General features: G+C 35.0%; 29 protein-coding genes. 10 read left to right on the forward strand and 19 right to left on the reverse strand.

Going from position 1 to position 25,138, the window contains the following annotated elements; translation table 11 throughout:
• Genes CQA62_RS00515 through CQA62_RS00525 form a run of 3 tightly spaced genes read left to right on the forward strand, consistent with a single transcriptional unit; the run spans nucleotide 1 to nucleotide 2,346 of the window.
• Nucleotides 1–849 carry a metal ABC transporter solute-binding protein, Zn/Mn family gene (locus tag CQA62_RS00515; RefSeq protein ID WP_104723646.1) on the forward strand — a complete coding sequence of 283 codons (849 nt, stop codon included), beginning with the start codon at nucleotides 1–3 and terminating at the stop codon, nucleotides 847–849.
• On the forward strand, nucleotides 837–1,529 hold the full coding sequence (locus CQA62_RS00520) for a metal ABC transporter ATP-binding protein (RefSeq protein WP_104723648.1): 693 nt from the start codon (nucleotides 837–839) through the stop codon (nucleotides 1,527–1,529). The genes CQA62_RS00515 and CQA62_RS00520 overlap by 13 nt, the downstream gene beginning before the upstream one ends.
• A complete protein-coding gene (locus CQA62_RS00525; RefSeq protein WP_232006752.1) occupies nucleotides 1,522–2,346 on the forward strand; it encodes a metal ABC transporter permease in 825 nt (274 codons plus the stop codon). The genes CQA62_RS00520 and CQA62_RS00525 overlap by 8 nt, the downstream gene beginning before the upstream one ends.
• Before the next feature lie 413 nt (nucleotides 2,347–2,759).
• On the opposite strand, the gene CQA62_RS00530 is transcribed toward CQA62_RS00525, so the two are convergent.
• The 11 genes from CQA62_RS00530 to ybeY form a co-directional block, all read right to left on the reverse strand.
• Nucleotides 2,760–3,734 (reverse strand): Gfo/Idh/MocA family protein, encoded by a 975-nt coding sequence (locus CQA62_RS00530; protein WP_232006750.1) that lies wholly within the window; start codon nucleotides 3,732–3,734, stop codon nucleotides 2,760–2,762.
• 9 nt (nucleotides 3,735–3,743) lie between these two features.
• The gene (locus CQA62_RS00535; RefSeq protein ID WP_104723652.1) at nucleotides 3,744–4,196 is read right to left on the reverse strand and encodes an acyltransferase; all 453 of its coding nucleotides are present in this window, start codon (nucleotides 4,194–4,196) and stop codon (nucleotides 3,744–3,746) included.
• A complete protein-coding gene (locus tag CQA62_RS00540) occupies nucleotides 4,187–5,794 on the reverse strand; it encodes an N-6 DNA methylase (protein ID WP_104723654.1) in 1,608 nt (535 codons plus the stop codon). Before CQA62_RS00540 ends, CQA62_RS00535 begins: the two co-directional genes overlap by 10 nt.
• Nucleotides 5,795–5,883: 89 nt before the next feature.
• A complete protein-coding gene (locus CQA62_RS00545; RefSeq protein WP_158653672.1) occupies nucleotides 5,884–6,588 on the reverse strand; it encodes an outer membrane beta-barrel protein in 705 nt (234 codons plus the stop codon).
• Between the two features lie 59 nt (nucleotides 6,589–6,647).
• The gene (gene ung / locus CQA62_RS00550; protein WP_232006748.1) at nucleotides 6,648–7,346 is read right to left on the reverse strand and encodes a uracil-DNA glycosylase; all 699 of its coding nucleotides are present in this window, start codon (nucleotides 7,344–7,346) and stop codon (nucleotides 6,648–6,650) included.
• Complete coding sequence (gene gatC, locus CQA62_RS00555; protein WP_104723658.1) at nucleotides 7,346–7,624, reverse strand: Asp-tRNA(Asn)/Glu-tRNA(Gln) amidotransferase subunit GatC; 279 nt, start codon at nucleotides 7,622–7,624, stop codon at nucleotides 7,346–7,348. Before gatC ends, ung begins: the two co-directional genes overlap by 1 nt.
• Before the next feature lie 15 nt (nucleotides 7,625–7,639).
• The gene (locus tag CQA62_RS00560; RefSeq protein ID WP_104723660.1) at nucleotides 7,640–8,437 is read right to left on the reverse strand and encodes a shikimate dehydrogenase; all 798 of its coding nucleotides are present in this window, start codon (nucleotides 8,435–8,437) and stop codon (nucleotides 7,640–7,642) included.
• Complete coding sequence (locus CQA62_RS00565; RefSeq protein ID WP_104723662.1) at nucleotides 8,438–8,845, reverse strand: SH3 domain-containing protein; 408 nt, start codon at nucleotides 8,843–8,845, stop codon at nucleotides 8,438–8,440.
• Entirely contained in the window at nucleotides 8,842–9,831 is a 990-nt protein-coding gene (purM, locus tag CQA62_RS00570) for a phosphoribosylformylglycinamidine cyclo-ligase (protein ID WP_104723664.1), read from the reverse strand. The genes CQA62_RS00565 and purM overlap by 4 nt, the downstream gene beginning before the upstream one ends.
• A 15-nt stretch (nucleotides 9,832–9,846) precedes the next feature.
• Nucleotides 9,847–10,092 carry a DUF411 domain-containing protein gene (locus tag CQA62_RS07000; protein ID WP_104723666.1) on the reverse strand — a complete coding sequence of 82 codons (246 nt, stop codon included), beginning with the start codon at nucleotides 10,090–10,092 and terminating at the stop codon, nucleotides 9,847–9,849.
• 223 nt (nucleotides 10,093–10,315) lie between these two features.
• A complete protein-coding gene (ybeY, locus tag CQA62_RS00580) occupies nucleotides 10,316–10,741 on the reverse strand; it encodes an rRNA maturation RNase YbeY (RefSeq protein WP_104723668.1) in 426 nt (141 codons plus the stop codon).
• 596 nt (nucleotides 10,742–11,337) lie between these two features.
• Between ybeY and CQA62_RS00585 the strand changes: the two genes are divergently transcribed.
• The 7 genes from CQA62_RS00585 (at nucleotide 11,338) to CQA62_RS00615 (ending at nucleotide 18,131) form a co-directional block, all read left to right on the forward strand.
• Nucleotides 11,338–11,916, forward strand: a complete 579-nt coding sequence (locus tag CQA62_RS00585; RefSeq protein WP_104724192.1) for an NAD(P)H-dependent oxidoreductase — start codon at nucleotides 11,338–11,340, stop codon at nucleotides 11,914–11,916.
• Between the two features lie 5 nt (nucleotides 11,917–11,921).
• Nucleotides 11,922–13,100, forward strand: coding sequence for an MFS transporter (locus CQA62_RS00590; RefSeq protein WP_104723670.1), 1,179 nt, complete (start codon nucleotides 11,922–11,924; stop codon nucleotides 13,098–13,100).
• Nucleotides 13,081–13,458, forward strand: a complete 378-nt coding sequence (locus CQA62_RS00595; RefSeq protein ID WP_104723672.1) for a MerR family transcriptional regulator — start codon at nucleotides 13,081–13,083, stop codon at nucleotides 13,456–13,458. The genes CQA62_RS00590 and CQA62_RS00595 overlap by 20 nt, the downstream gene beginning before the upstream one ends.
• A 66-nt stretch (nucleotides 13,459–13,524) precedes the next feature.
• Nucleotides 13,525–15,372 (forward strand): arginine decarboxylase, encoded by a 1,848-nt coding sequence (speA, locus tag CQA62_RS00600; protein ID WP_104723674.1) that lies wholly within the window; start codon nucleotides 13,525–13,527, stop codon nucleotides 15,370–15,372.
• A 9-nt stretch (nucleotides 15,373–15,381) separates the two neighbouring features.
• Entirely contained in the window at nucleotides 15,382–16,374 is a 993-nt protein-coding gene (locus CQA62_RS00605; RefSeq protein WP_104723676.1) for a glycosyltransferase family 9 protein, read from the forward strand.
• On the forward strand, nucleotides 16,362–17,318 hold the full coding sequence (locus CQA62_RS00610) for a glycosyltransferase family 9 protein (RefSeq protein ID WP_104723678.1): 957 nt from the start codon (nucleotides 16,362–16,364) through the stop codon (nucleotides 17,316–17,318). The genes CQA62_RS00605 and CQA62_RS00610 overlap by 13 nt, the downstream gene beginning before the upstream one ends.
• 66 nt (nucleotides 17,319–17,384) lie before the next feature.
• Nucleotides 17,385–18,131 carry an extracellular solute-binding protein gene (locus CQA62_RS00615; RefSeq protein WP_104723680.1) on the forward strand — a complete coding sequence of 249 codons (747 nt, stop codon included), beginning with the start codon at nucleotides 17,385–17,387 and terminating at the stop codon, nucleotides 18,129–18,131.
• Between the two features lie 15 nt (nucleotides 18,132–18,146).
• On the opposite strand, the gene CQA62_RS00620 is transcribed toward CQA62_RS00615, so the two are convergent.
• Genes CQA62_RS00620 through thrB form a run of 8 tightly spaced genes read right to left on the reverse strand, consistent with a single transcriptional unit; the run spans nucleotide 18,147 to nucleotide 25,130 of the window.
• Nucleotides 18,147–18,896, reverse strand: coding sequence for a methyltransferase family protein (locus CQA62_RS00620; protein WP_104723682.1), 750 nt, complete (start codon nucleotides 18,894–18,896; stop codon nucleotides 18,147–18,149).
• 35 nt (nucleotides 18,897–18,931) lie between these two features.
• On the reverse strand, nucleotides 18,932–19,657 hold the full coding sequence (locus tag CQA62_RS00625) for a tRNA1(Val) (adenine(37)-N6)-methyltransferase (protein WP_104723684.1): 726 nt from the start codon (nucleotides 19,655–19,657) through the stop codon (nucleotides 18,932–18,934).
• A complete protein-coding gene (ribD, locus tag CQA62_RS00630; protein WP_104723686.1) occupies nucleotides 19,642–20,670 on the reverse strand; it encodes a bifunctional diaminohydroxyphosphoribosylaminopyrimidine deaminase/5-amino-6-(5-phosphoribosylamino)uracil reductase RibD in 1,029 nt (342 codons plus the stop codon). The genes CQA62_RS00625 and ribD overlap by 16 nt, the downstream gene beginning before the upstream one ends.
• On the reverse strand, nucleotides 20,664–21,089 hold the full coding sequence (locus CQA62_RS00635) for a ribosome maturation factor RimP (RefSeq protein WP_104723688.1): 426 nt from the start codon (nucleotides 21,087–21,089) through the stop codon (nucleotides 20,664–20,666). Before CQA62_RS00635 ends, ribD begins: the two co-directional genes overlap by 7 nt.
• Complete coding sequence (rbfA, locus tag CQA62_RS00640) at nucleotides 21,089–21,442, reverse strand: 30S ribosome-binding factor RbfA (protein ID WP_104723690.1); 354 nt, start codon at nucleotides 21,440–21,442, stop codon at nucleotides 21,089–21,091. Before rbfA ends, CQA62_RS00635 begins: the two co-directional genes overlap by 1 nt.
• Nucleotides 21,439–23,970, reverse strand: coding sequence for a translation initiation factor IF-2 (infB, locus tag CQA62_RS00645; RefSeq protein WP_104723692.1), 2,532 nt, complete (start codon nucleotides 23,968–23,970; stop codon nucleotides 21,439–21,441). The genes rbfA and infB overlap by 4 nt, the downstream gene beginning before the upstream one ends.
• Complete coding sequence (locus CQA62_RS00650) at nucleotides 23,940–24,239, reverse strand: YlxR family protein (RefSeq protein WP_104723694.1); 300 nt, start codon at nucleotides 24,237–24,239, stop codon at nucleotides 23,940–23,942. Before CQA62_RS00650 ends, infB begins: the two co-directional genes overlap by 31 nt.
• A 9-nt stretch (nucleotides 24,240–24,248) precedes the next feature.
• Nucleotides 24,249–25,130, reverse strand: a complete 882-nt coding sequence (gene thrB / locus CQA62_RS00655) for a homoserine kinase (RefSeq protein ID WP_104723696.1) — start codon at nucleotides 25,128–25,130, stop codon at nucleotides 24,249–24,251.
• Between the last annotated feature and the right edge of the window lie 8 nt (nucleotides 25,131–25,138).

A 25,138-nucleotide genomic window follows, 5' to 3' on the forward strand; every position in this document is an offset into this window, starting at 1 on the left:
ATGAGAGCATTGATTATTTTTTACATTTTTATTTTAAGTGCATATGCTAAGCCCATTGTTTCTGTAAGTATCCCTCCTCAAGCCTACTTTCTCAAACAAATTGCTCAAGACACTCTAGAGATTAACATTCTTATCCCTCAAGACAGCGATCCTCATACATTTGAATTTAAACCCAACACACTCTCTTCACTCACTAAAAGTGAGCTTTATCTCACTATAGGATTAGAGTTTGAAAAGATTTGGATTCCAAAACTCAAAGCCCATCTTCCTCAGACACTAAGCATTACAAATCAAATCCAATTCCTACCTAGCATACATGATGATCATGACCATCATAATCATCAGAGTGATCACAATGATGGGGAATATGATCCCCATATCTGGCTTAGCCCAAAGCTTGTTAAAATCTTAGCCTCAAACATTGCCTCAATTCTTATTGAAAATTTTCCACAACACAAAGCCCTTTATGAAAAAAATCTTAAAAAATTCTTACAAAGATTAGATTCTCTTGATAAACAAATCACTCAAGCCCTCTCCCCCATAAAAAATAGAAAATTTATCGTCTATCATCCCTCTTGGGGCTACTATGCTAAAGCCTACAATCTTACGCAAATTCCTGTTGAGATTGAAGGGAAAGAGCCAAAAGCAAAAGAATTAAAAGCACTCATTACCCTCGCAAAACAAGAAGGCATTAAAATTATTTTTGCTCAAAATGGTTTTTCAAAAAACTCAGCCCAAGTCATTGCAAAATCTTGTGATGCACAAGTATTGCTCACCAACCCCCTTGCCTATGAGTGGGAAAAAGAGCTTTTAAATATTACTCAAAGCCTTGCAAAATGGCAGAAATAAAAATCCAAAATCTCTCTTTCTGCTATGCAGGAGAAAGAGTATTAGAAAATATTTGCCTACAAATCCACCAAGGGGATTTTTTAGGAATTATTGGGGCTAATGGTGGAGGAAAAAGCACATTACTTAAACTCATTTTAGGACTTTTACCCTGCAATCAAAATATTTATAATTCTTTCTCTCATATTGGTTATGTTCCCCAACACACTTCTGCCAATCCCTTTTTTCCTTTAAGAGTATTTGAATGTGTGCTGATGGGTGCACTCTCTCCTATAGGGCAATACACTCAAAGTCACAGACAAAGAGCACTAGAGAGTATGCAAATCTTAAAAATTGAACATTTAAAAGATAAAAAAATGCAAGAGCTTAGTGGGGGACAAAGGCAAAAAGCACTCATCGCACGAGCAATCTGTACCCAAGCACCACTCATCATCCTTGATGAGCCTACAGCTAGCCTTGATCATTCCTCTACACAAGAGATTTTCTCTCTCCTTCATCATCTCAATTCTTTAGGCATAACCATTGTCACAATCTGTCATGATTTAGAGCTTTTATTAGAAGTAAGCACACATATTGCTCATCTTCAAAAAACTCTCTCTCTCTACACTATCCCTAAAGAGAGTCAACAACTCATTGAAGATTTTGGGTGCAAACATCATCTTAGAGGAGAGTGTGATGCTTGAAAATTTCTTTGAGCTTTTCAAAATGCCTTTTGTGATTAATGCATTTTTAGGACTTATCCCTCTGTGTATCCTTTGTGGCGTAATTGGCACACTTATTTGTGTCAATCGTCTCTCCTATGTTGCTGGAGGGCTTACACATGGGGCATATGGAGGAGTAGGAATTGGTGTATATTTTTCTCTACCTATCTTAGTGAGTGCGGGTATTTTCACTTTGATTATAGCTTGGATCGTAGCATTCCTTATTTTAAGATACAAAACTCAAAGTGATCAATTCATTGGAGCAATTTGGGCCTTTGGTATGGCATTAGGAATTATTCTTTTAGAACTTTCTAAGGGATATAAGGCCGATATGATGGGATATCTTTTTGGAAATATTCTAGTTCTCTCCTCTCTTAATCTTTATTTACTTTGGGGTGCAGGGATCATATGTGTGGCACTTGTATGGTATTTTTATCCACAATTTCAAGCTCTAAGCTATGATGATGAATTTGCGAAAATTATGGGTGTCAATCAAAAGGGATTTTTCTATCTCTTAATGACGATGATTGCAATATGTGTATCCTTGAGTATGCAGGCAGTAGGCTTGATTCTTGTAATCTCACTTTTAAGCATTTCTACTTTTATTGCCCAATCTTTAAGCAAAACACTTAAAGAAATGATGATTTATTGCACAATTTTAAATCTTGTATTCTGTATTTTAGGGTTGCTTTTAAGTTTTTATTTTGATCTCTCCAGTGGAGCAAGCATTATTTTAGTAAGCGTAGGGGGAATGGCAACCTTTTTTATCTCTAAACATTTCTTCGGGTTTTTACAATAACCCTCCTCCTTATATAATTGGCAAAAATAATCAAGATTATCCCGCTGAATATGAAGGATTTGTTTTAGGGATAGAAAACTTTTTTGGAGAGTCTCAAATTATTGGTACAAGACTAGGAGTTTATCAAATTAAGACCTAAAAAGAAGTTAAACTTGGCTTTAGGCTACTCCACCTATTTTAAATGAAGATCCCCTTATCTTAAATCGATGTGATATCCATGCTTTACTGATTCGAGTAGGATTAACAACACTTTTTTCAAAACATCATCGATTTGAACTTATAGGGCAAGTTCCTGCGGATTTCGTCTTTCAAATGGCAAGTCTTAATTACTCAAATTCTAGAGGCAGTATCAACGCAAATTACACTTTTTCATTTGAACGCATTCAAGGACTATTAAGCTACAAACGTATCTTTTAGATCTTAGAAATGACCTCTAAAGCTTCAATAACTCTAAGAGTATGCTCTCTATCCTCTTGGGTGTTTTGTAATATGCACTTATAAAAACATTCAATGGACTTGTCTAAAGAAAGATAGCTAGGAAGCTTTGGGGTGTATTCCTCACCTAATTTATACTCCACCATTTTGGCATATAAACTATTTTTATCAAGCTCATCTTTGACAATCACTCCTGAATCATAAATCTTAATTTTATCCCTCTTTGTATCATCATAGACTACACTCTTTTGTGTCCCACCAATGATCATTTCCCTTACCTTTACAGGGCTAAGCCACGAAACATTAATTGTAATAATTACGCCATTTTTTAATTCAATATTAATATTGGCTAAAGCATCATTAGGGTAGCTTTGATATTTGCGTGAAAATGTGTTGACCTTTTTAATCTCAAGTTTTATGAGTGCATCAATAATGCTTAAATCATGGATTGCCAAATCCCAAATTACATCAACACTGCTTTGAAAAAGTCCAAGATTAATACGTCTTGAATTGATATAGACAATATCTCCAAAAGAGCTCATATTTTCTTTAAGATACCTTACAGCTGGGGAGTGCAAAAAAACATGATCACAATGCAAAATCACCTCATTTTTCTCTGCCAACTCATAGAGCTCATAAGCTTCTCTTGAATTGGTTGTGAGTGGCTTTTCTACAAAGATATGTTTTCTTGATTGCAATCCTTTTTTAGCCAATGCATAATGAGTTTGTGGAGGAGTGATGATAAAAAGCGCCTCAATCCTTTCATTATCTAATATCTGATCAAAACTCTCATAGGGTGTAAAACTGTAAAGCTTTTGGGCTTCTTGCACCCTTGAGTTATCCTGGTCAAAGATTGTTTCTATCTCAAATCCCACTCCTTGATCCTTAAGTTTTGAGATTGTTTTTGCAATATTTATCCCCCAATATCCATAACCAATAATCGCTACTCTCACCACTCTCTCCTATAAATCTCTAATTTTTCTTGCTGGATTACCTGCATATATCCCACGCTCTGTAATATCTTTGCACACTACACTCCCCGCACCTATCACAACACCATCACAAATTTTCACAGGCAATATTGTTGCATTTGATCCAATACTCACACCATTTCCAATTTCTGTTCTTTTCCACTCAGAAGAGTTTGCTGAAGGGTGACCTTGGGAAAAAAGATCATTAACAAACATCACCCCATGCCCTATAAAACAATCCTCTCCAATCTCAACAAGTGAGCAAATAAAGCTATGGCTTTGAATACGGCTCCTAGCGCCAATGCTTACATCACATTGAATCTCCACAAAAGGGCCTATAAACACATCCTCACCCAATTCACATCCATAAAGATTGCAAGGTTCAACGATCTTAACGCCTTTTGCACTTTGAACATTAATGATTTTTGCCTCTCTCACTTGCATATTTTCTCCCTTAATTCTAAAATCTCTTGATGCACCCCCTCTAATTTATGGGCTAAACTTTCAATCTCTTGCATATAAGAAACATAGCGATTCAAGTCTTTAGGCAGAGGAATTTGGGTGAGTTTCACCACATCTAATACCCCATCACAAAGCTCTTGCAACACCCTTTCTCCCTCAAGACTAAAAAGGTATCCATATAATCCCAAAGCCTCTTCTTGACTATGAGTTCTCAAGACCAAAACCCCAACATTTGCAATACAGGGTAAAGAGAGATGATTAGAAAGAATGGCAATTTTTGGAGAATTTCCTCTGAGTGCAATAAGAATATCATAAGGTTTGAGGGCATATTTTTGGATTTTTTCCTTATTGCCTTTTTGACGTAAATTTTCAAAATGAGAGCTAAAACCAAGAGGAGCAAAATCACTCACCCCTACTTCAAAATACTCAATTTCTTCATCTTTGCTGCTTCCATACACTCTTTGTCCCCGAATAAGTTGAGCAATATCTCCAATACTCTGACTCTCTTGAGCTAAAGTGCGATGAGAGAAAAATTCATCCATACATTTTGCTTTTTTACTGTATTTAGAATTTGTATTTTTTTTATATAAGCAAAGGATTTCTTCAAGATTGCTTAGACGATTATAGCGCCCTTCTTTACGATAGAATTCTTCAGCATTAATATATAAAATCTCTTTTGCCCCTTCTTTAAGAATCACAAGGGAAAAATCATGATTTTGATAGGGGAAAATATTTTTTGGAAGTTGAATAATGCATTGCAAACGTCCTTCAAAAAATGAATGGAGCTTAGATTCTAAAGTAGAAGTTTTAAAAATCTGACTCCTAAGCACAAAAGCTCCTCTCCCTCCAAAATGCACCAAGGCATGAGAAAGAAATATGAGTTCAGGATAACTTTTTGAAAGTACCCCTGTAAAACGCTCATCTTCTTTAATATAATGAGTCCCCATATGAGAGTGCAGAGGTGGATTGCAAATCATTGCATCAAATTTCTCAAATCCCTTGCTACTTTTAAAACTAGAGTGCTTTAAAATATCATTAGTTAAAAGATATGAATTAGGCAAATCAATAAGATCACATACAAGCTTTGCAATCTCACTGAATCGCTCATCCAGTTCTTCCCCATACACTCTTACCCCTTCACCCACTTGCAAAAATAAGCTTCCTAGTCCATAGCAAGGGTGGTATAGGCTTTCATTTTTTTGGATTTTTAAAAGAGAGAGAATTAAAATTTGCACTTCAAGAGGCATTGCATAAAAATAAAGCTTATTTTGGGTTTTTTTCTGAGTCACAACATCAAAAAATATCCCAAGAATCTGTGAATTAAGGGGAATCTGATCTAAGATTTTTAAAATCTTTGTGAGATTGAGGTTTGGATTTGGGGCAATAAAGTGTCTCACTGAGCCCTGCATAAGCTCGATACATTCCTCATAAATCTTTTTTCTTTTTAATGCTCTTTGTAAAAGGGGGGAGATTTGATCTTGCTTTTTGAGGATAAAAAATTCAAGTAAAATGTATAAAGATTCTAAAATATCAACATGATAGCGTTTGATATAATCAAAACAATCTAAAAGTTTCTTCACAAACCTGCCTCAAAATTTTTGTTAAATTTTAGCGATAAATACAAGATGTTTTTAATTTTTTCATTGTTTCCCCACGAGGGGGAGAAGAATTAAAAAATCTGCATAACAAAATCAAGTGTGAAGGAGTAAGGGGAGTATTTGACTTTTTGTGCTTCATTTGCAGGTATATTAGTCCACACCATTGTAGAAGTTACGGGAATTTTTGCCATAAGCTCTAGACCGTATTTTTTATCAAACAATACTCTTGCACCAAAATTAAATCTAAATTCAAAATCAAGAAATCTATCAATTCCATCAATATTTTGATAAAGTGTTTTATATTTCCCATAAAGCTCTCCCACCAAAGCTCCCAATCCTATTCCACCTATTAGAGCAATATCCATATTATTTTGAGAAAAAACATTGGCAATGACATCGGCATTGATCGTGTGTGAAGTAGAAAAAATATAAGCTTCACGAGCTGGATTAACCCCATCATTGATATCTCTTCCTGTAGGCAAAACATTCCAATCAAGATTGTAATATCCTCTTAATCCAAGTGTGGGTGTAAAAAAGTAATCAACCCCTGCCTTAAGTGAGGCGACAAAAGAAGCAAAAGTTTCACTGGATGAAGGAATGGGGGTAATTAAAGGAACTTGAGGTGAGAAACCTGAAAATTTCATACCATTGGCACCCACACCAACTCCTGCACCTATAAAGAAATTGATGTCTATCTTTTTCTCTTGAGTATCCACACGCAATTCTGCAAAACAAAAACTTATCATTGCTACATAGAGTAGAAAAATCTTTTTCATTGTATTTTCCTTGTTTTTGATTAAAGATATGTAATTATACATTTGCAAATAAACTTTTTTTAATTTTGCCAATCTATTGGGGCATATCCAAAAGATTTAAGAGCTTCATTAGCTTGAAGAAATACCCCGCTCCCCACAAACCCTCTTGCAAGTGGGCTTGGATGAGGAGCTTGGATAATGCAATGCTTAGTCGCATCAATTAAAATTGCTTTTCTCTTTGCATAATTGCCCCAAAGCATAAATACCACCCCTCTTAGATTGCAAGAAATATAAGAGATCACGCTATCTGTAAATGTCTCCCAACCAAAATATGCATGAGATCCCGCTTTTCCTGCTTGTACAGAAAGCACACTATTGAGTAAAAGCACCCCTCTCTCACACCATGCGCTTAAATCTCCGTGATTTGGAGGGATAAAAGAAGTTGTATTTTGGAGCTCTTTATAAATATTTTTTAGACTTGGAGGAGCCTTAAGAGGCTTGGGGACAGAGAAGCTTAATCCCATTGCTTGGGGAATGACTTCTGCATTAACTCGCTCACTCCCATGATAGGGATCTTGCCCCAAAATCACAACCCTCACCTCATTGGGGGCGAGACGATTAAGTGCCTCAAATGTTAAACTCCCTTTAGGATAAATCACTTCACCTCTTGCCTTAGCTTGGAGATAACATTGCTTAATATGGGCAAAATAAGGCTTATCAAATTCTTGTTTTAAAGCCTTTTTCCACTCATCTCTGAGTTTAATTCTTTGGATATCCACTATTCAATAATTTTTGGAACAATAAAATAATCATCCTCTGCTTTTGGAGCATGAGAGAGCACATCACTTTGGATTTTAGAATCTTGAGGAATATCTTCTCGCATTGGGGTTTTTGCACCCTCTTTTACCTTAAGATTTTGAGTATCGAGTGTAGCAATATTATCTACAAATCCCAAAATCTCTGAAAGTTGAGATTTGATTGCCTCTTTTTTATCTTCTTGAATTTCAATCATTCCAAGTCTTTGGAGCTTTGCTAAAAGCTTATCATCAATTTGCATATTTACCTTCCTTAATTAAGGATAAAACACTTGCTTTATCTCTTCAAAACTATACTGACTTTCACAAAAAATTTCAAAAGCTAAAAATGCTTGATAGCATAACATATCAAGCCCATCAATTGCACGAATTTTATACTTTTTCGCAAAAGAAGAAAATAGAGTATCTTCTCTTTTTTGCAAAAATCTCAAAAAATCTTCTTTAGAAAAAATTGCATTTGAGCTTGGATAAATCAAATCAAAAGCAAGATGTGATTTTATCAAAATCTCCTCTAATTCCCTCTCTTGTAGGGGGAGTTTGCCCTCAAGCCCAGAACTTGTTGCATTAATCACCAGCTCATAGCTCTCCTCTCTATTATAAGGCATAACATTGGCAAAAGAAGCAATTTTTGAAGGAGTGCGATTATACATAGAAACCTTAACGCCATTATTTTGCAATGCCTTAAGCACTGCTTTTGCACTCCCTCCAGCCCCCAAAATTAGAGCATTAGTAATCTTTGAAATATTTAAAGAGAGATAAAAACCCTGTGCATCTGTGTTATACCCAACCCATTGATGATTTTGATAATAAAGAGTATTAACGGCTCCAATCTCCTTCGCAATCCCTATAACCTCATCACAATACTCTATCACCTTTTCTTTATAAGGAAGCGTAATATTTGCACCTTTAAGCTTAGAGAGCAATGAGGGAAAATCTTTACAATCAAGCAATAAAAACTTTTCATAATATTCAGGAATACAAAAATAAGTAAAGAGTGTATTGTGGATTAGAGGCGAAAGGGAGTGGGCAATGGGATTACCAATCACTCCAAACATTTATACCCTTGAAAGATATTTAAGAAGTACCCAACCATTCTCTAATTGGGCCCACTCACCCTCAAGTGCAAGCACTTTAACAGAATCTGAGCGATGAAGCTTTGCATTAATTTTTGACTGTATAGAGGCTTGCGATCTAACATTAAGCACACTAGCCTCTACAAAATACTCACCTAAATCTTGATTCTTTACTTCTAGCACTGGATCTATAGGTGCTTGTACTTGAGCAATATTGATTTGAGGTTTAAGGGTCTTTAGGGTTTCTTGAGTTTTTAATTCATGAGCTTTTTCATAAGCCATACAATAAGTTGCAATCCCAAAAATTGCAACAAACACTGGAAGAGAATAGAGTTTAAGAAATAATCTCACCCTTTGCAATGGGGATTTTGCATGTAGATCTAGATTCATAGTAATGCTATTTCCTTTCCTTTAATCACCTGACCAATAACATAACCACCACTTTTGGCAATCACACTATCAATCTTATTTTTATGACAAGCAAGGATCATTCCAACTCCCATATTAAATACTCTAAAACATTCTTTCTCTTCAACATTTTTAGCAATAATTTTAAAAATCTCTGGGGTTTTAATCACATTTTTTTGAATTTGGGCCCCTAATCCTTGAGGTAGCACTCTAGGAAGATTTTCTACTATCCCTCCTCCTGTAATATGTGCCAAAGCATGAACTTCAGAAGCAATATTTTTAAAAGTCTTAACATAGATTCTTGTAGGCTCTAGTAAAATATCAATGAGTTTTTTTCCACTAATCTCACTCTCAAAATTTAGCTTTTGCTCTTCAAATAATACTTTTCTAGCTAGAGAATATCCATTACTGTGCAATCCACTGCTAGGAAGAGCAATAAGATAATCCCCCTCAATAACTCTACTCTCCCTCTCAACTGCCTCTCTTTCAGCTACACCTACAGCAAATCCAGCCAAATCAAAATCTTTACCCTCATACATACTGGGCATTTCTGCAGTCTCCCCACCAATGAGCGCACATTCTGCTTGCATACAGCCTGTAGCAATTCCTTTGATTACTTCAACTGCTTGAGATTTTTCAAGCCTTCCGCATGCATAATAATCTAAAAAAAACATAGGGGTGGCAAAGTTACAAATCAAATCATTGACACACATTGCCACTAAGTCAATTCCCACACTTCCAAGCCTTCCTGAATCAATGGCCAATCTTAGCTTTGTCCCTACCCCATCAGTTGCCCCCAAAATCACAGGGTTTTTATACCCTTGAGGGAGTGCATAAGCTCCAGCAAAAGAACCAATTCCACCAATGACATGATCACTAAAAGTTTTTCTCACATAGGGTTTAATTTCCTCAACAAATGCATTTCCCTCATTAATATTTACTCCACTTTCTTCATAGGTGATCTTCATTTTCTTCCTTATTTCTTAATGTTTAGCCCAAATTCCATAACTTCCATCTTTTTTGATGTAATACACATTATAAGCCTCTTTTCTTCCTCCTTGTTCCATTCCTGGGCTTCCTTGAGGCATATTGGGCACTGCTAATCCTATAACATCCTTGGGTTTTTCTCTAAGAAGTCTTTGAATATCGCTTGCGGGAATATGTCCTTCTAAAAAATATCCATCAACCACACCTGTATGGCAGCTTCTTAGATTCTTAGGAACTTTCATCTTATCTTTAAAAGCCCACCATTGCTCTGTTTTAATATCTTGGGTTTGAAACCCATTTTTTTGTAAATGCTTTGACCAAAGCCAACAACACCCTCAAGTTGGACTTTCATACACACTCACTAGAGGTAGTGCCCAAGAAGCTACACAAGCAAGTAGAATTAAACCTAATTTATTCATAATTTCTCCTTTATACATTAACTGGGCAAAAGGCTAACAAAAAATACTAAACATTGCTTCTTATCACTAGACTTTGGGGTAAATTAAAATGCTCTATAATCTCTTTTTCTTTCTCTCGATGTTCTCCATTATCCACTTCGTGGTCATAACCTAACAAATGCAAAAGGGCATGAATAAATAAAAGGGTAGCCTCAGATTCTAGACTATGGGCATATTCTCTGGCTTTTTGTTCAATTAAAGTGGAGCTCATCACAATACTTCCTAGTGGCAATCCCTCCACTACTTCTTCACAAGGGAAAGAGAGCACATCAGTAATCCCTTTTTTACCTCGATGGGTAAAATTAAGCTCCGCCATTTCTTCATCTTCTAAGATATACACTTCTACCTCACGCGTAATATGCAAATACTCTAAAATCTTCTCAAACTCTAAATCTTTTAACTCTAGCACGCTTTGATTTTCAAAATAAATCATTAAGATTACCTTTATCAATAAAGTAGGGTATGCTCATCTCTCCTCATCTTTGTTAAAATTTAGATTCTACTATGGATTTTGCTTATTTTACAAATCTAACATTGCGTTCCTACCCTAAAGTTTATAAGCTTTTTCTCCTTGGATAGAATAGGTTTCTTTAATCTTCTTAAAGAATATCAACCGATGCTTCCTTGGCAAAAAACTGCAATAGACTAAAAAGTTATATAACTTATTTAATTTTACTCTTGACAGAGACTAGGTCTCAGGTTTTATACTTACACTTTATTTTTGACTTCAAGGAAACGAGATATATAAAAAATACAAAAAGGGTATAAGAATTTTGCCAATCTCTGCAAAAACTTACAAGTAGAGGGGATATTTTTTAAGCTTAATATCAAGAGATAAAAAATAAAGTCTAGCACTGATAATTCAATCCTAGGGAACACAATAAGTTTGAGTCAAAATACATTCAAACTTAAATATTACCTATTAAGCATAGATTGGATGCATTTGCACAACAATGCACAAAGATCTTATTTAAGCAATGATCTTGTTTTACAAGAATGTCTCAAATAAATAAAACACAAAAAGGAGAAATAATGAATATTTATCTACTCAACGGCACAAAGGAATTTGGACATTCCAAGGGGGAATTAAATACAACTTTACACAATCTCGCAAAGCAAACACTTTCTGAACTTGGACATCAAATTAAAGAGGTGATTATTGATCAAGGCTATGAAATAGCTCAAGAAGTGGAAAATCTTAAATGGGCAGATTGCTTGATTTATCAATTTCCTGTTTGGTGGATGGGAGAGCCTTGGATAGTAAAAAAATATATTGATGAAATCTATATTGCAGACACTCAATTATTTGCCAATGATGGCAGAAGCCAAAGTGACTTAAGCAAAAAATATGGAAGTGGTGGGTTAGCCCAAAATAAAAGTTATATGCTTTGCAGCACTTGGAATGCACCCCTAGAAGCATTTACAGATAAGGATCAGTTTTTTGGTGCTTTTGGGGTAGAGGGCATATTTGTGCAACTAGATAAAACTCATCAATTTTGTGGAATGCAGAAGCTTCCAAGTTTTATGTGCAATGATGTTATAAAAGATCCACAAGTAAATCAATATCTTACAAATTATAAGACACATTTAAAAAAGATATTTGGATAAGCCCGATGCCCAAGAATCACATCTTTCTTATCCCAACACTCATGTTTGGCGTTTTTGCATTACTTACTATGGAACTTGGAGCAATGGGCATTATTCCAATAATCGCTCAAACCTACCAAATTAGTGTAGCTGATGCGGGATGGGTAGTGAGTATTTTTGCTTTGATTGTTGCCCTTTGTGGCCCAATCCTCCCAACATTTTTTACAAAATATGATGCAAAGAAGATTCTAATTATTTGTTTATCCATTTTTGCAACTAGCTCATTTCTTTCAGCATTTTGTACCAATTTTATTCTCTTACTTATTTTACGCGCACTTCCTGCATTTTTCCACCCTATTTATCTTGCATTCGCCTTTAGTATTGCCCAAAACTCTCTTTCACCTGATCAAGCTCCAAAGGCAGTAAGCAAAATCTTTATGGCAATTTCTGCAGGAATGACACTTGGAGTCCCTCTAACAAGCTATGTCGCAAGTTATACAAATCTTGCAGTATCATTTATCTTTTTTGCCATACTTCATGCAATCGCACTGCTTGCAACAATCATGATTATTCCCTCACAAAAACAAACACAAAAATCTTCACAAAAAGAGCAATTTAAAGCATTTAAAAATCCTATTGTATGGATTTGTTCGCTTATAGTGATTGCATTTTTTGGTGCAATGTTTGGTTTTTATAGTTATATGAGCGAGTTTTTATTGAATGTTTCAAATCTTAGTTTTACTTTTATTAGTGTATTGTTGTTGGTGTATGGATTTGGGAATGTATTGGGAAATTCTATTGCTGGAAAAGTTCTTGTAAAATCTCCAGAAGCAACACTTAAAATTGTACCTCTATTATTTATAGCACTTTATTTAGCGCTATTTTTTAGTGGAGAGACACAGATCTTTGTAACAACTCTATTAGCCATCCTTGGAATTGTTGCAGGAGTAGGCAGCAATATGAGTCATTTTATCATCACACAACCCCTGCCACAATCCAAAGAATTTGCAAATGGTTTATATATAAGCACAGCAAACATTGGCACAACTCTTGGAACATTTCTTTGTGGGTTATTTATCTCTTTCAATGGATCACGCTTTGGTGTGCTTGCCTCTGTGCTTTTAAGTATTTTTGGTATTGTTTTATTGCTGATAAGAACACGACTTTTGGAACAAAAGGAAACCAATGGCTTGGACAATCATTGAAGTAGAGAGAAAAACAGGAATCCCCTCAACAAAAATTCGCTTTTGGATTAAAAAGGGGCTATTCCCCTCTTTGCAAACTGATAAAAATAAAGTGCGATATTTTAGTCAGCAAGATATTGATCAACTAGGTTGGATAGAGTGTCTTAGAAAAACAAAGATGGATATTAAAACTATAAAGCTCTACATTAATCTCTATCTTCAGGGTGATCAAACCCTAAAAGAGCGTAAAGAAATTATTAAAAACCAAATAGAATTTGCCAAAAAAGATTTAATAAAAACAAAAGAGATCCTCAAAATTTTAGAAGAAAAATATCGCATGTATAAAGATCTAGAATACACCAAAGAAAAGAGAGATTAAAAAAATATAGTGCTTTTCCTTATTGCTGTTATAATCTTTCCTTTACTTTGCATCTAAGGGAATATAATGGTTGATTATGGGATAAATTTTTGGGCAAATCAAGATTTTTTAATTGAAGATGGGGTAGTTAAACTTGCCGCCCAAAGTAAGCCTGCGCTTATAGATATTGTTAAAGATATCCGAGAACAGGGGTATCGAGGGCCATTATTACTCAGATTTCCTCATTTAATTAAAAATCAAATTGACAAAATTTTTAATTGTTTTGAACGTTCGATTTCTGAATACAAATACAAAGGTGCATTTAAAGCTGTTTTTCCACTCAAAGTCAATCAAATGCCAAATTTTGTCCTCCCTCTTGTTGAGCTCAGCAAAGATAGATGCTATGGACTTGAAGCAGGGAGTAAGGCTGAACTTATTTTGGCTATGGCATACACCAACAAAAATTCCCCAATCACAGTGAATGGCTTTAAAGATAAGGAAATGATTTCTTTAGGCTTTGTTGCGGCAAATATGGGACATGAGATCACTTTAACCATTGAAGGACTTAATGAGCTTGAAAGCATTATTGAAATTGCCCAAGAGTTTAGTCCTCCCTATCCAAATATTGGACTTAGAATTAGACTTCATAGCAGTGGTGTAGGAATTTGGGCGAAGAGTGGAGGGATCAACTCTAAATTTGGTCTTAATAGCACTGAGCTTTTAGAGGCTATTGCCTTGTTAGAAAAAAATAAACTTCTCAATCTCTTTACAATGATTCACTTTCATATCGGAAGCCAAATTAGTGATATTTCTCCACTTAAAAAGGCTCTAAGAGAGGCAGGAAATCTTTATGCAGAGCTTAGAAAAATGGGGGCCAAAAATCTCACTTGTGTCAATATTGGTGGAGGTTTAGCAGTTGAATACACCCAACACCCTAGCATCAATCATTGCAATTACACTTTAAATGAATTCAGTGGGGATGTGGTGTTTTCTTTGCGTGAGATTGCCAAAAACAAACAAGAGCCCGAGCCTGATATCTATATTGAATCAGGACGATATATTGCAGCTTCTCATGCTGTGCTGATTGCTCCAGTCTTAGAACTATTTTCTCAAGAATATGATGAAAAAGCCCTCAAACTTAAAGACAAAAACCCTCCACTCATTGAAGAACTTAATGATTTGTATCAAAGCATTAATGAAAAAAATGCCATTGAATACCTCCACGATAGTCTTGATCATATGGAATCTTTACTGACACTTTTTGATTTAGGTTATATTGATTTACAAGATCGGAGCAATACTGAAGTGCTTGTCCACTTGGTGATTAAAAAAGTGATCAAACTCCTTAAACATAAAAACCACAATGAGCTTATCCGTATCCAAGAGCAGGTGCAAGAACGCTATTTACTTAATTGCTCCTTTTTCCAAAGTTTGCCAGATTATTGGGGATTGGGGCAAAACTTTCCTGTCATGCCCCTAGATAGACTCAATAAACGCCCTACACGAAGTGCAAGTTTATGGGATATTACTTGTGACAGTGATGGAGAAATTGCTTTTGATAGCAAGAAACCCTTATTTTTACATGATGTGGATGTGACAAAGGAGGATTATTTCCTAGGTTTTTTCTTAGTGGGAGCTTATCAAGAAGTATTAGGAATGAAACATAATCTCTTCACTCATCCCACTGAATTTAGTGTTGTGCTTGATGATGATTTGAATAAAGGTTATGAGATTACAAATATCTTAGAGGCTCAAACCATTTTAGATGTACTTGATGATATTGATTATGATACTAAAGAAATTGAACGCCGATTAAGACTTAGGATTGAGGAGAATGCGGAGTTAAATGATGAGAGCAAAAAAGATATCTTAGGACGATTGTATGTGATGCTCAGTGAAAATGTTTATCTTAAAACTATCACCCCCACAGAATAAGGAAATGAATTGAAAGTTGGTTTCTATCGTAATGCTCTTATTGGCGATACCCTTGTTGCCCTTCGTGCAATCTACTCTATCAAAGCCCTTTATCCTCATTGCAAACTTGTAGTTTATACCAATGATATTGGGATAGAAATTTATCAAGATTTCGATTTTATTGATGAACTTTTCAATCTTAACACTCATAGCTATGAACAAACCTTAGAACATATAAATTTATTAGAATTTGATGAGTTTATTCTCACTCAACCTATTAAAACCCCTTGTAATCTTTTGGCAAAAAGCAATGTCAAAAGAATTATTAGCCTCCTTAGCCCTAGAAATTTTTATCGATTAAAATTCCACAATATTTTTATTTCTAGAAACTTTAATTCTACACCCCAATACAAGCGATTGCTTAGACTTGTAAGAGAGATTGATAAAAAAATATTTGATGAGGGATATAGCAAGATTGATTTTTCTCCCATTACACTTAAACCCAAGGACTATCATTTTGCATATGCACAAAAGTTTTTAGATGAAAATTACGCCCAAAATTTTAAATATTGCGTGATGATTAACCCCTACTCACGCACATGCTCCCACTCCCTTACTTCCAATGGCTGGATTAAACTTATCACAATCTTAGCAAAACGCTATTGCGAAGTTTTTTTTATTATCCCCACCTATGAAGGTAATCCACAAAGTTTTGATTTTCCAAAACTCCAAAATCTTAAACTCTTTTATAATACACTCGATCTCTATAATCTTATTGCCCTAACAAGCAAAACCAATCTTCTTATCTCACCAAGCACAGGAAATGCACATATTGCAAATAATCTCAATATTCCTTTAATTGGTATCTTCAGCAAAAGGGATACGATGCTTTGGATTGGGGAGAATATGAGATTAGAAAATCTTGTTATTGTCCCTAAAAAAAGAGAGCAACTCACAAAAGATGATGAGGATAAAATCATTCATAAAGTCATTGAGAGGTTTGAAGAGTTTTGCAAGCAATAGGCTACTATATTGATTCAAAAATTGGAGATAGCGTTGTTGCATTGCCTGCCATCTATGGTTTAAAAACTCTACACCCTCAAGCTAAGCTTTATATTTTTTGCAATACCCTAACACAAAATCTCTACTCCCCTTTTGATTGGATTGAGGAAATAGTATTGATTGATCAACATATTATTTCTCACATTAATGAGCGAAAGCTAGATTTTCTTGTTTCTAGTAACACTGATAGAAACACAATTTGTTGTCTAAAAAAAAGCAATGTTCCTCTCATCTACACCTTTCTTAAGCCCTATAATCTCTTTGATCCACGTCTTAAGCTTCTTTTTGCCAACATTATCACAAAACCCCAAACCATTAAAAAAACACTCCTTGATCTTGTGTGGCTTACTCGCCCTAAAGGCACAAGAATTAAACTCTCTGATTGCATCCCTACACTCAAAACATACCCTCACAATGTCCAAACTATTGATACTTTTTTCTCTACTTTAAATATCAATCATCAAAAACTCATTATGGTCAACCCCTTTGGATATGCTGCAAAAGTCAATCTCTCTTTAAATGAATATGCCCATATTACTCAAGTCCTACTCAAGGATTATTTTGTGATTGTCCCTACCTTTAAAGATAAAGATTCTTTAATTAAAAATACTTTTCCTCAAGAAGTCCTCTCTCATCCAAATTTCTGTATTTTTCATAATGATTGGGATTTACTTAATCTTGTTGAATTGATTTCAAGGATTGATTTGCTCATCTCTCCAAGCACAGGAAATATCCATATTGCTCAGAATTTAGGCATTCCTAGTATTGGGATCTTTAGCCTAAGGGATATGATTTTATGGGGAGGAGACAAGATTTATACCCTCATCAATCCCAAAAATCCTCAAAAAACTCTAAAAAAAATCCTTGCACTCACTCACAAACTACTTTTTCCTAAAAAACCCTAAAGCTTTTTGTATTATTTACCCTACCTTTCTATGATTTACATGCTAATTCATATTAAAAGGAAAAAAATGAAAAAATCTCTATTATTCACAACGCTTATGAATGTTTTTCTAAGTGCACAAATTTATGTTTATGGTCCAGGTGGTCCTGCTCCAGTCCTTAAAGAACTGGCCTCTATCTATGAACAAAAAACAGGACAAGAGGTAATCATAATTGCAGGTCCAGCTTCAACTTGGATAGATGAAGCCAAGATTCAGGCTGATATTATTTATAGTGGCAACTCTGCAATGATGGATACTTTTATAAGTAAAATGGATGGAAAAATCAGTGCAGAGAAAATTGAAGTGCTCAATATTCGTAAAGCTGGAATTATTGTTCGTCCAAACAATCCCAAAAAAATTAAAAATTTCAAAGATCTACTTAAGAAAGATATCAACATTATGGTAGTCAATGGTGCAGGACAAGTGGGACTATATGAAGATATGGCGCTAAAGTATGGCAAAAGAGAAAACCTTGTTGCTCTGAGAAAAAACATCAAAGTTTTTGCCCCAAATTCAAAAATTGCTGTTGAGAATTGGAATAATGATTCAAGTATTGATGCGCTCATCATTTGGGAACACTGGGCAAATGCAATAGGTAAGGATAAGGCAGAGTTTATCAATAGTGGTAAGGGGAGTGTAATGTATCGTGCAAGCGAAATTGTTATAACTAATGATTCGCAAAATATACAAGAAGCTCAAGATTTTATCAACTTTATCAAAAGTGCAGAAGCTCAAAAAGTTTGGGTAAAGGAAGGCTGGATTTCTACTCAGTAAAAAAAGAGGGAATAGTTATCTTCCCTCTACATGAAAGTATCGTGTTTTCTTCACAATCAAACGAATGATAAGATAAAACACAGCAGACCCTATAAACACCCACGATAAAATCGGATTTAAAGTCACTTTAAAACTCTCTTGAGAAATTGACACAATCAGATAATTTGCAAAAAAGAGTGAAGTTGTAAGACCAAAAAATGAATGATATTCCCTTTTTAACATTGTTTTTAAAGAAAAATCTAAAACACTTTTCTTATACATTTTAAATGAAGGAAAAAATGCAGGGGTTTTTTGAGCCCATTTTTTATATTCTTCACCAAATTTTTCTTCCAAAAATCTCTCTTCTGTATAAATAATGCGCTCATAATAAATCCAAAAAAGCGCACAGAACAGTAGAAGCAAAAGCCAGTTCCCCAACAAAATCACAGGTGCAAGCATCATAAGAAAGTTTCCAAGATACAAAGGGTTACGACAAAGAGAATACATTCCTGTGGTATTGAGTGAATGAGCTACCTGTCCATGAACATTTCTTCCACTCGTTCCTTGGGGCACATAGCCTGCAACAAGAATTCTAATCCACTGACCCAAACAACCTACAACCAATGCTGTAATAACTAAAGTATGATTATATTTTCCTTGAGTAAAGAGATTTTGTCCAAAGTCTAAAAGAGAAAATATAATCAATGGAACCATAATTAAGGGGATATAACTTCTATAGCGAAAAAGAATATCTCCACTTTTTACCATTTCGTTCTTCAATAACATTTTTACTCCTTTAAAATGTATATTTTCACTTATTTTCACTCTAAATCAATATAGCTTGAATGAACTTTAAGACTATAAGTTGAACATTCTGAATAAATTCTTTTCACTTCTGGGGAGTTTTGCATTTGTTCTTTGCCAATATGAGTAAAAAGAGGAGGGAGGATTTTTAAAGAGGATTTACTTTGTATTTTTGCTTTAATCATTACAAGTGTAGCCTCTTTTTCAGCCCTAGGATGGACAAATCTTGCAACTTCTGCATTAAAACCAGCACTCCTAAGTTCAAAAAAAACTCGATGAGCCTCCTTGGCATCATAGCAAAAAAGCAAGATTCCATTAGGTTTAAGTATACATTTAGATTTATGAAAAAACTTTTTAAGAGGCATAAAAGATTCATTACGTGCCCAATTAAGTCTTTTATTTTTTGCAGGAATAATTTCACATCGATAAAATGGAGGATTACAAAGCAAGACATCAAAACGCTTTTCACTCTGATAGTTCAAAAAGTCCCCACAAATCACCTCTGAATCTAAAACATTTTTTTGAGATAAAAATGCCATATACTTATCTTTTTCTATCATTGTGAGTTCTACGTCAAAATCTCTTTTAGCAAGCTTTCCTAATATCCCACTCCCACAACCTACATCTAAGAGACTTTGCTTTGCTTTTAAGAAAGATTTTGAGAAATCGTAGAGAAATAGACTATCACTATTGTAGCAATATCCATCGCTAAGCTGATAAAGTCGTACTATACCTGAAGCCATAAAAACACATCCTCACCTCCGTTATCCCTCATACTATGAGAATGTAAATACCTTAAGTCAAATCTTTGCTTTATTTCTTCACCCTTTCCTCTAAACTTTGGAGCAAAGATGAGTAATAATGCATCCAAATGCTCTCTCAAACTCTCAAGCATCTCATATCCTCCTTCAATAATATTAAACCCCTTATCTAAGCCTAAAGAAGAGAGGTTTTGGTGCAGGGTAATATCTGGGGAGTGAATACAAGAATACTCTTGAGGATTTAAATTTTGTTTTGTGAGAATCTTTACAGGAATATATGTCTTATCCTTTCTATAAGCACAACGCAAATCTAGTCTTGGCTGATCGTACAAAATCGTTTTTCCTGAAATTATCAACGCATCAGCTACACCCCTTTGTGTATGCGTAAATGCTTTTGAACTCTGATTTGAAATTTGCCCTTCTTTATAATTTGCATTAAGATATTGAGCGATTTTAAAGAGATTAAAATGTCCTTTTTCTCTCATGCATAAAAAGGGATAGAGCAATCTATCACCCTTCTCTTCACATACCCCAGCAACAACCTCAACTCCCTTACTTTGAAGATACTCTGCCCCTCCTTTAGAATAAGAACCCAAATCATAAGAAGAAAAGAAAACTTTTTTAATTTTAACCCCTGTCAAAAGTTTAGCGCAAGAAGGAGTTTTACCTTCATGGTTACAAGGTTCTAAAGTGACATAGATTATGCAATCTTTAAGAGCATTTTGATGGGAGCTTAAAATAAGATCATACACTTCCCAAGAATTAAGATTTTCACACCTACTTTGATCTAAGACATTCAAAGCGATAAGAGCCTTTTTGATTGCCTCAAGCTCTGCATGAGCTTCTCCACTTTTTTGATGGAAAGCATAAGAGAGGGGACGATTAAAAGAGTCTGTAACTATTGCTCCTACACTTGGATTAGGAAGGGCAAGGGTTTGAAATTCCCAAGCTTGATTGATAAGCCAATTAAGAAAAATCTCTTCAAGTTTTACCATTGAAAGAGTGTTTTAACCCTTTTGGTTTGAGAATAAGGAATTTTTTCTCCATTGATTACAAACCCTTCTTCATCGCTTGCCTCAAGCATACCTTCAAGAATTGTTTTATCCATCCTTTTCACTTCAATCCTCTCTCCAATAGAAAATTTAAAATGTTGAGGTTTCTTAAGAACCCTCTCAATCCCTGGAGAGCTTACTTCTAATATATAATTTGATGCAATAGGCTCTTCTACATCAAGCAGTGGAGAAATGAGTTCAGAAACCTCTTGGCATTGATTGAGTGTAATCCCCTCTTTTGAAGTGATAAAAACTCTTAAAATATCCTGATTAAACTCTTTAAGCATTACTACATCATAAAGCTCACAACCACAGCTTTGAATGTATTTGTTGAGCTTTTCTTCTAAATCTGGAGTAATCATCACCCTTCCCTTTCTTGAGTAATTTGTGCAAAAATCTTATCCAAAGAATTTACGCTCTTAAGACTATCATCAAATTTAAAGTTAAGTTTTGGACATTTAAACCATCCGCTTGAGCTTAGAATATGTTCTCTAAGAATCCCCTCTGCCTTTTTGAGTTCTTTTAGAATAAGAACTTTTTCTTCTGCTGAAAAATCACTTCCTTCAATAAAAACTTCAGCATTATATTTCCCACGAGAACAGATCACTTGTGTAATAGATAAGGAGTTTAAAGTAGGATTTGAAAGCATACCTAAAGCTTCAGTAACAAGCTCTAAAAGGAGAGATTGGGAGCGTTGAAGTTTAATATCACTCATAATGTTTGCTTCTTAACCACTTCTTTGTAAGTTTCAAAAACATCCCCCACTCTTACATCATTATAATTTTCAAGCATAATTCCACATTCATATCCTTTTGCTACTTCTTTGACATCATCCTTAAAGCGTTTAAGTGAAACAATGCTTCCATTATGAACCACAACACCATTTCGAATCAGACGAACCTTAATTCCTCTTTGAATACTTCCATCAACTACAAAACATCCAGCAATTGTTCCTACTTTTGGAATATTAAAGGTCTCTCTTACCTCTGCTTGTCCTGTATTTTCTTCTTCAAATACAGGGGACATCATTCCAGAAATTAAAGCTTTAACATCATCAAGAAGAGCATAAATAATCGAATAAGTTTTAATTTCAACTGCAAGCTCTTTTGCTTTATTTTTCACACTTCCAGTTGGACGAACATTAAACCCTAAAATTAAGCAATTCTCTGAGGCACTTGCTAAAGAAATATCACTCTCAGAAATTCCGCCCACACCAAAACTAATGACATTAATTGCCACCTCATCATTATTGAGTTTCTTTAAACTTGCTCTAATAGCCTCAAGAGAACCTTGAGTGTCTGCTTTAACAATCACAGGAAGAGACTTGAGCTGCCCTTTTGCTACCATCTCACTTAATTCATCAAAACTTACCTTTGTGCTCTTACTGAGTTCCTTTTGCCTTAAATAGCTTGCCTTTTGCATTGCAAATTCTCTTGCAATACTGTCATTCTCAACATTCATCAAAGTTGCCCCAGCACTTGGGACTTCTGAAAGTCCAGTTACAACTGCAACACCTGAAGGATAAAGCTCCTTAATATTCTCCCCCCTATCATTAAGCAATGCTCTTACACGTCCAAATGCCGTATCTGCCACAATTGGATCTCCCACTCTTAATACACCATTTTGCACAATAATTGTAGCCACAGGACCTCTTCCCTTCTCCAAACTCCCCTCAAGCACAATTGCTTTAGCTCTATTAGAATGTGTAGCCTTAAGCTCAAGAAGCTCTGCTTGCACTAAAATATTCTCTAATAAATCTTCAATTCCTTCTCCACTTCTAGCTGAGAGGGGAATAAAATCATATTCCCCACCCCATTCACTAGGTGTAAATCCAAGCTCTGCACACTCTGCTTTGACTTTATCGGGATTTGCATTTTCCTTATCCATTTTATTCATTGCAATAATGATTTGTACATTTGCCGCTTTTGCATGATTAAGTGCTTCAATAGTTTGCTGTTTTACACCATCATCTGCCGCTATAACAATAATTGCAATATCTGTCACTTGTGCTCCTCTGGATCTCATTTCAGTAAAAGCTTCATGACCTGGTGTATCAATAAAGGAAATCATCTTTGTATTTTTTTCCACCATATATGCCCCAATATGCTGAGTGATTCCTCCTGCTTCGCCACTTGCTACTCTTGAATTTCTAATTTTATCAAGCAAGGAGGTTTTTCCATGATCAACATGCCCCATAATTGTTACAACAGGGGGACGCTCATAAGTCTCTAAATTCTGTTCTTCTTCAATCTCAATCTCAGGGGCAATATTCTGAAATGAAATTTCAATGCTGAATTCTTCAGCCAAAATTTCAATTGCATCACGATCTAAGAAATCATTCTTAGTCACCATCACTCCAAGCTTAAAAAGAGCACCAATTACGTCTTTTAACTCACGGCCCGCAACATCTGCAAACTCATAAACCCTAATTTCCTCAGGAATGACAATTGCACTTTGAACACTTTTTTTCTCTACTATGGCTGGGGAGGTTTTTCTCTTTTTCTTATCACGTCGAATAGAGCCTTCATTCATCCATTTATTTTTCTTTTGCATTTGTACACGATCAACGATCGCCTGTTTTTTACGATTTTCTTCATCCTCATTTTTAATTTCTTGTTCATGCAAATCAAAAAGAACAATTTCATCACTCTCATCTTCAAAGCTACCAAATTCGCGATCAAAATTCATTTTTTGTTCGTTTTGTTTATGGGAAACTTGAACTTTTGGCTTCTCTTTTTTCTTTGGCTTGACCTTGAGCTCTTCTTCCTCTTTGATATCTTTAATTTCATTAAAAAGATCTTTAATATTTGGGGAAATCACTTGTTTTTTAGTTTCTTCTTTAATTGGCGTTTTCATAGATGCATCTTTACTCTTTTTTACAATAGTGATTCCTACACGCTTATTTTCAAGATTATTTTTCTCTTCTAAATCTGTTGTAGCCTCTTTAATTGCCTCTTGAACAATTTCTTTTTTTGGATCTTCTTGAATTTTCTCACTCTTTGCTTTAGTAGGCTTATTTTCTTTATTGAGTTTTTCCATCTTTGCATTTTTAGATTTTGAGCTTGCCTTTTTTTGTGGAAGTTTTCCACTCATAATATAATCAGCGAGTTTTTGCGCATCCTCATCACTAATCTCACTGCCTACATTTTTGACAGAAATGCCAAGCTCTTTTGCTTTTTGGAGGGCATCTTTAGGGTTGCTCATTGCAAGTTCTACTGCAAAATCTTTGATTGTGATTGACATAAGGCTACAATCTCCTTTAGTTGAAGTAAATTCTCTGTTGTATGAATTCTTTTGATTTTGAGAATCTTATCAAGATTTCTAGGTTCTGATAGGCAAGACAAACAAACATAAAAACTTCTTCCCTTACCTTCAAAAATTTTTAGAGAGTTTTCTTGAGTAAAAAATCTCAATATTTCACTTTGCAAAAATTTCTTTCTACAGCACACACACATTCTTTGACTTTTAGGTGAGGCGAGTTTAAAAGATTTTTGAATTTGATTTTTTAGCATTTTATCTCATTAGCCCCTTTTAAATACACCTAAATTATCAAATTCTAATGCCAAAACCTTAAAATTCCTGAATCGGTCACTTAAAACTTTTTTTAATTTTTCTTGATCATCTGCATAGCAGAGATTAAAAATTGTTGATCCACTCCCTGAAAGTGTGCTCATTAATGCCCCATTATGCAAAGCCCACCTTCTTACATCATCTAAAATAGGAAAAGTCTGTATTCTTTGACTTTGATGCATCATATCTTTGCTTGCTAGACGTAAAAAATCCCATTTTTCTGAGAAAAAGATCCCTGTAAGAAAGCTGGAGTGAGAGAGATTAAACACACTCTCTTCAACACTATATTTTTTAGGCAAAATAGAACGTGCAAATTTTGTGCTCATGGGTTTATCAGGAATCACAACCACAGCTTTAATAGTCTTGGGAAGATTTTGTTTAAGATAAAACACTTTATTTTTCTCAAGCATAGAAACTGTAAATCCCCCAAATGTTGCTGGTGTAATATTATCAGGATGCTTTTCATACACTAAAGAACGATTGAGAATTGCTCCCTTATCTAAGCGTCTCCCTGCCATTAAAAATCCTGCACTCACAGCTCCAACAATCATTGCCGAACTGCTTCCCAATCCTCTTGAAATAGGAATTTGATTATGGAATTTAAACAGAAAATCTCGATTCTCTCCCCCCAAATCTTTTAGCACTTCTTTAAAAATCTTAACAAACAAATTACTCTCATCAGCCCTTAAACGCTCTGCCCCCTCCCCACTAATTTGCACACTTGTCTTTGTTGCAGGAATAATCTCAAAACGATTGCGAAAATTTAGAGATAATCCCAAGCAATCAAATCCAGGCCCAAGATTTGCGCTTGTTGCAGGAACACTAATAACCAAAATAAACT

This window comes from Helicobacter cholecystus (assembly GCF_003364215.1).
GTDB lineage: Bacteria > Campylobacterota > Campylobacteria > Campylobacterales > Helicobacteraceae > Helicobacter_G > Helicobacter_G cholecystus.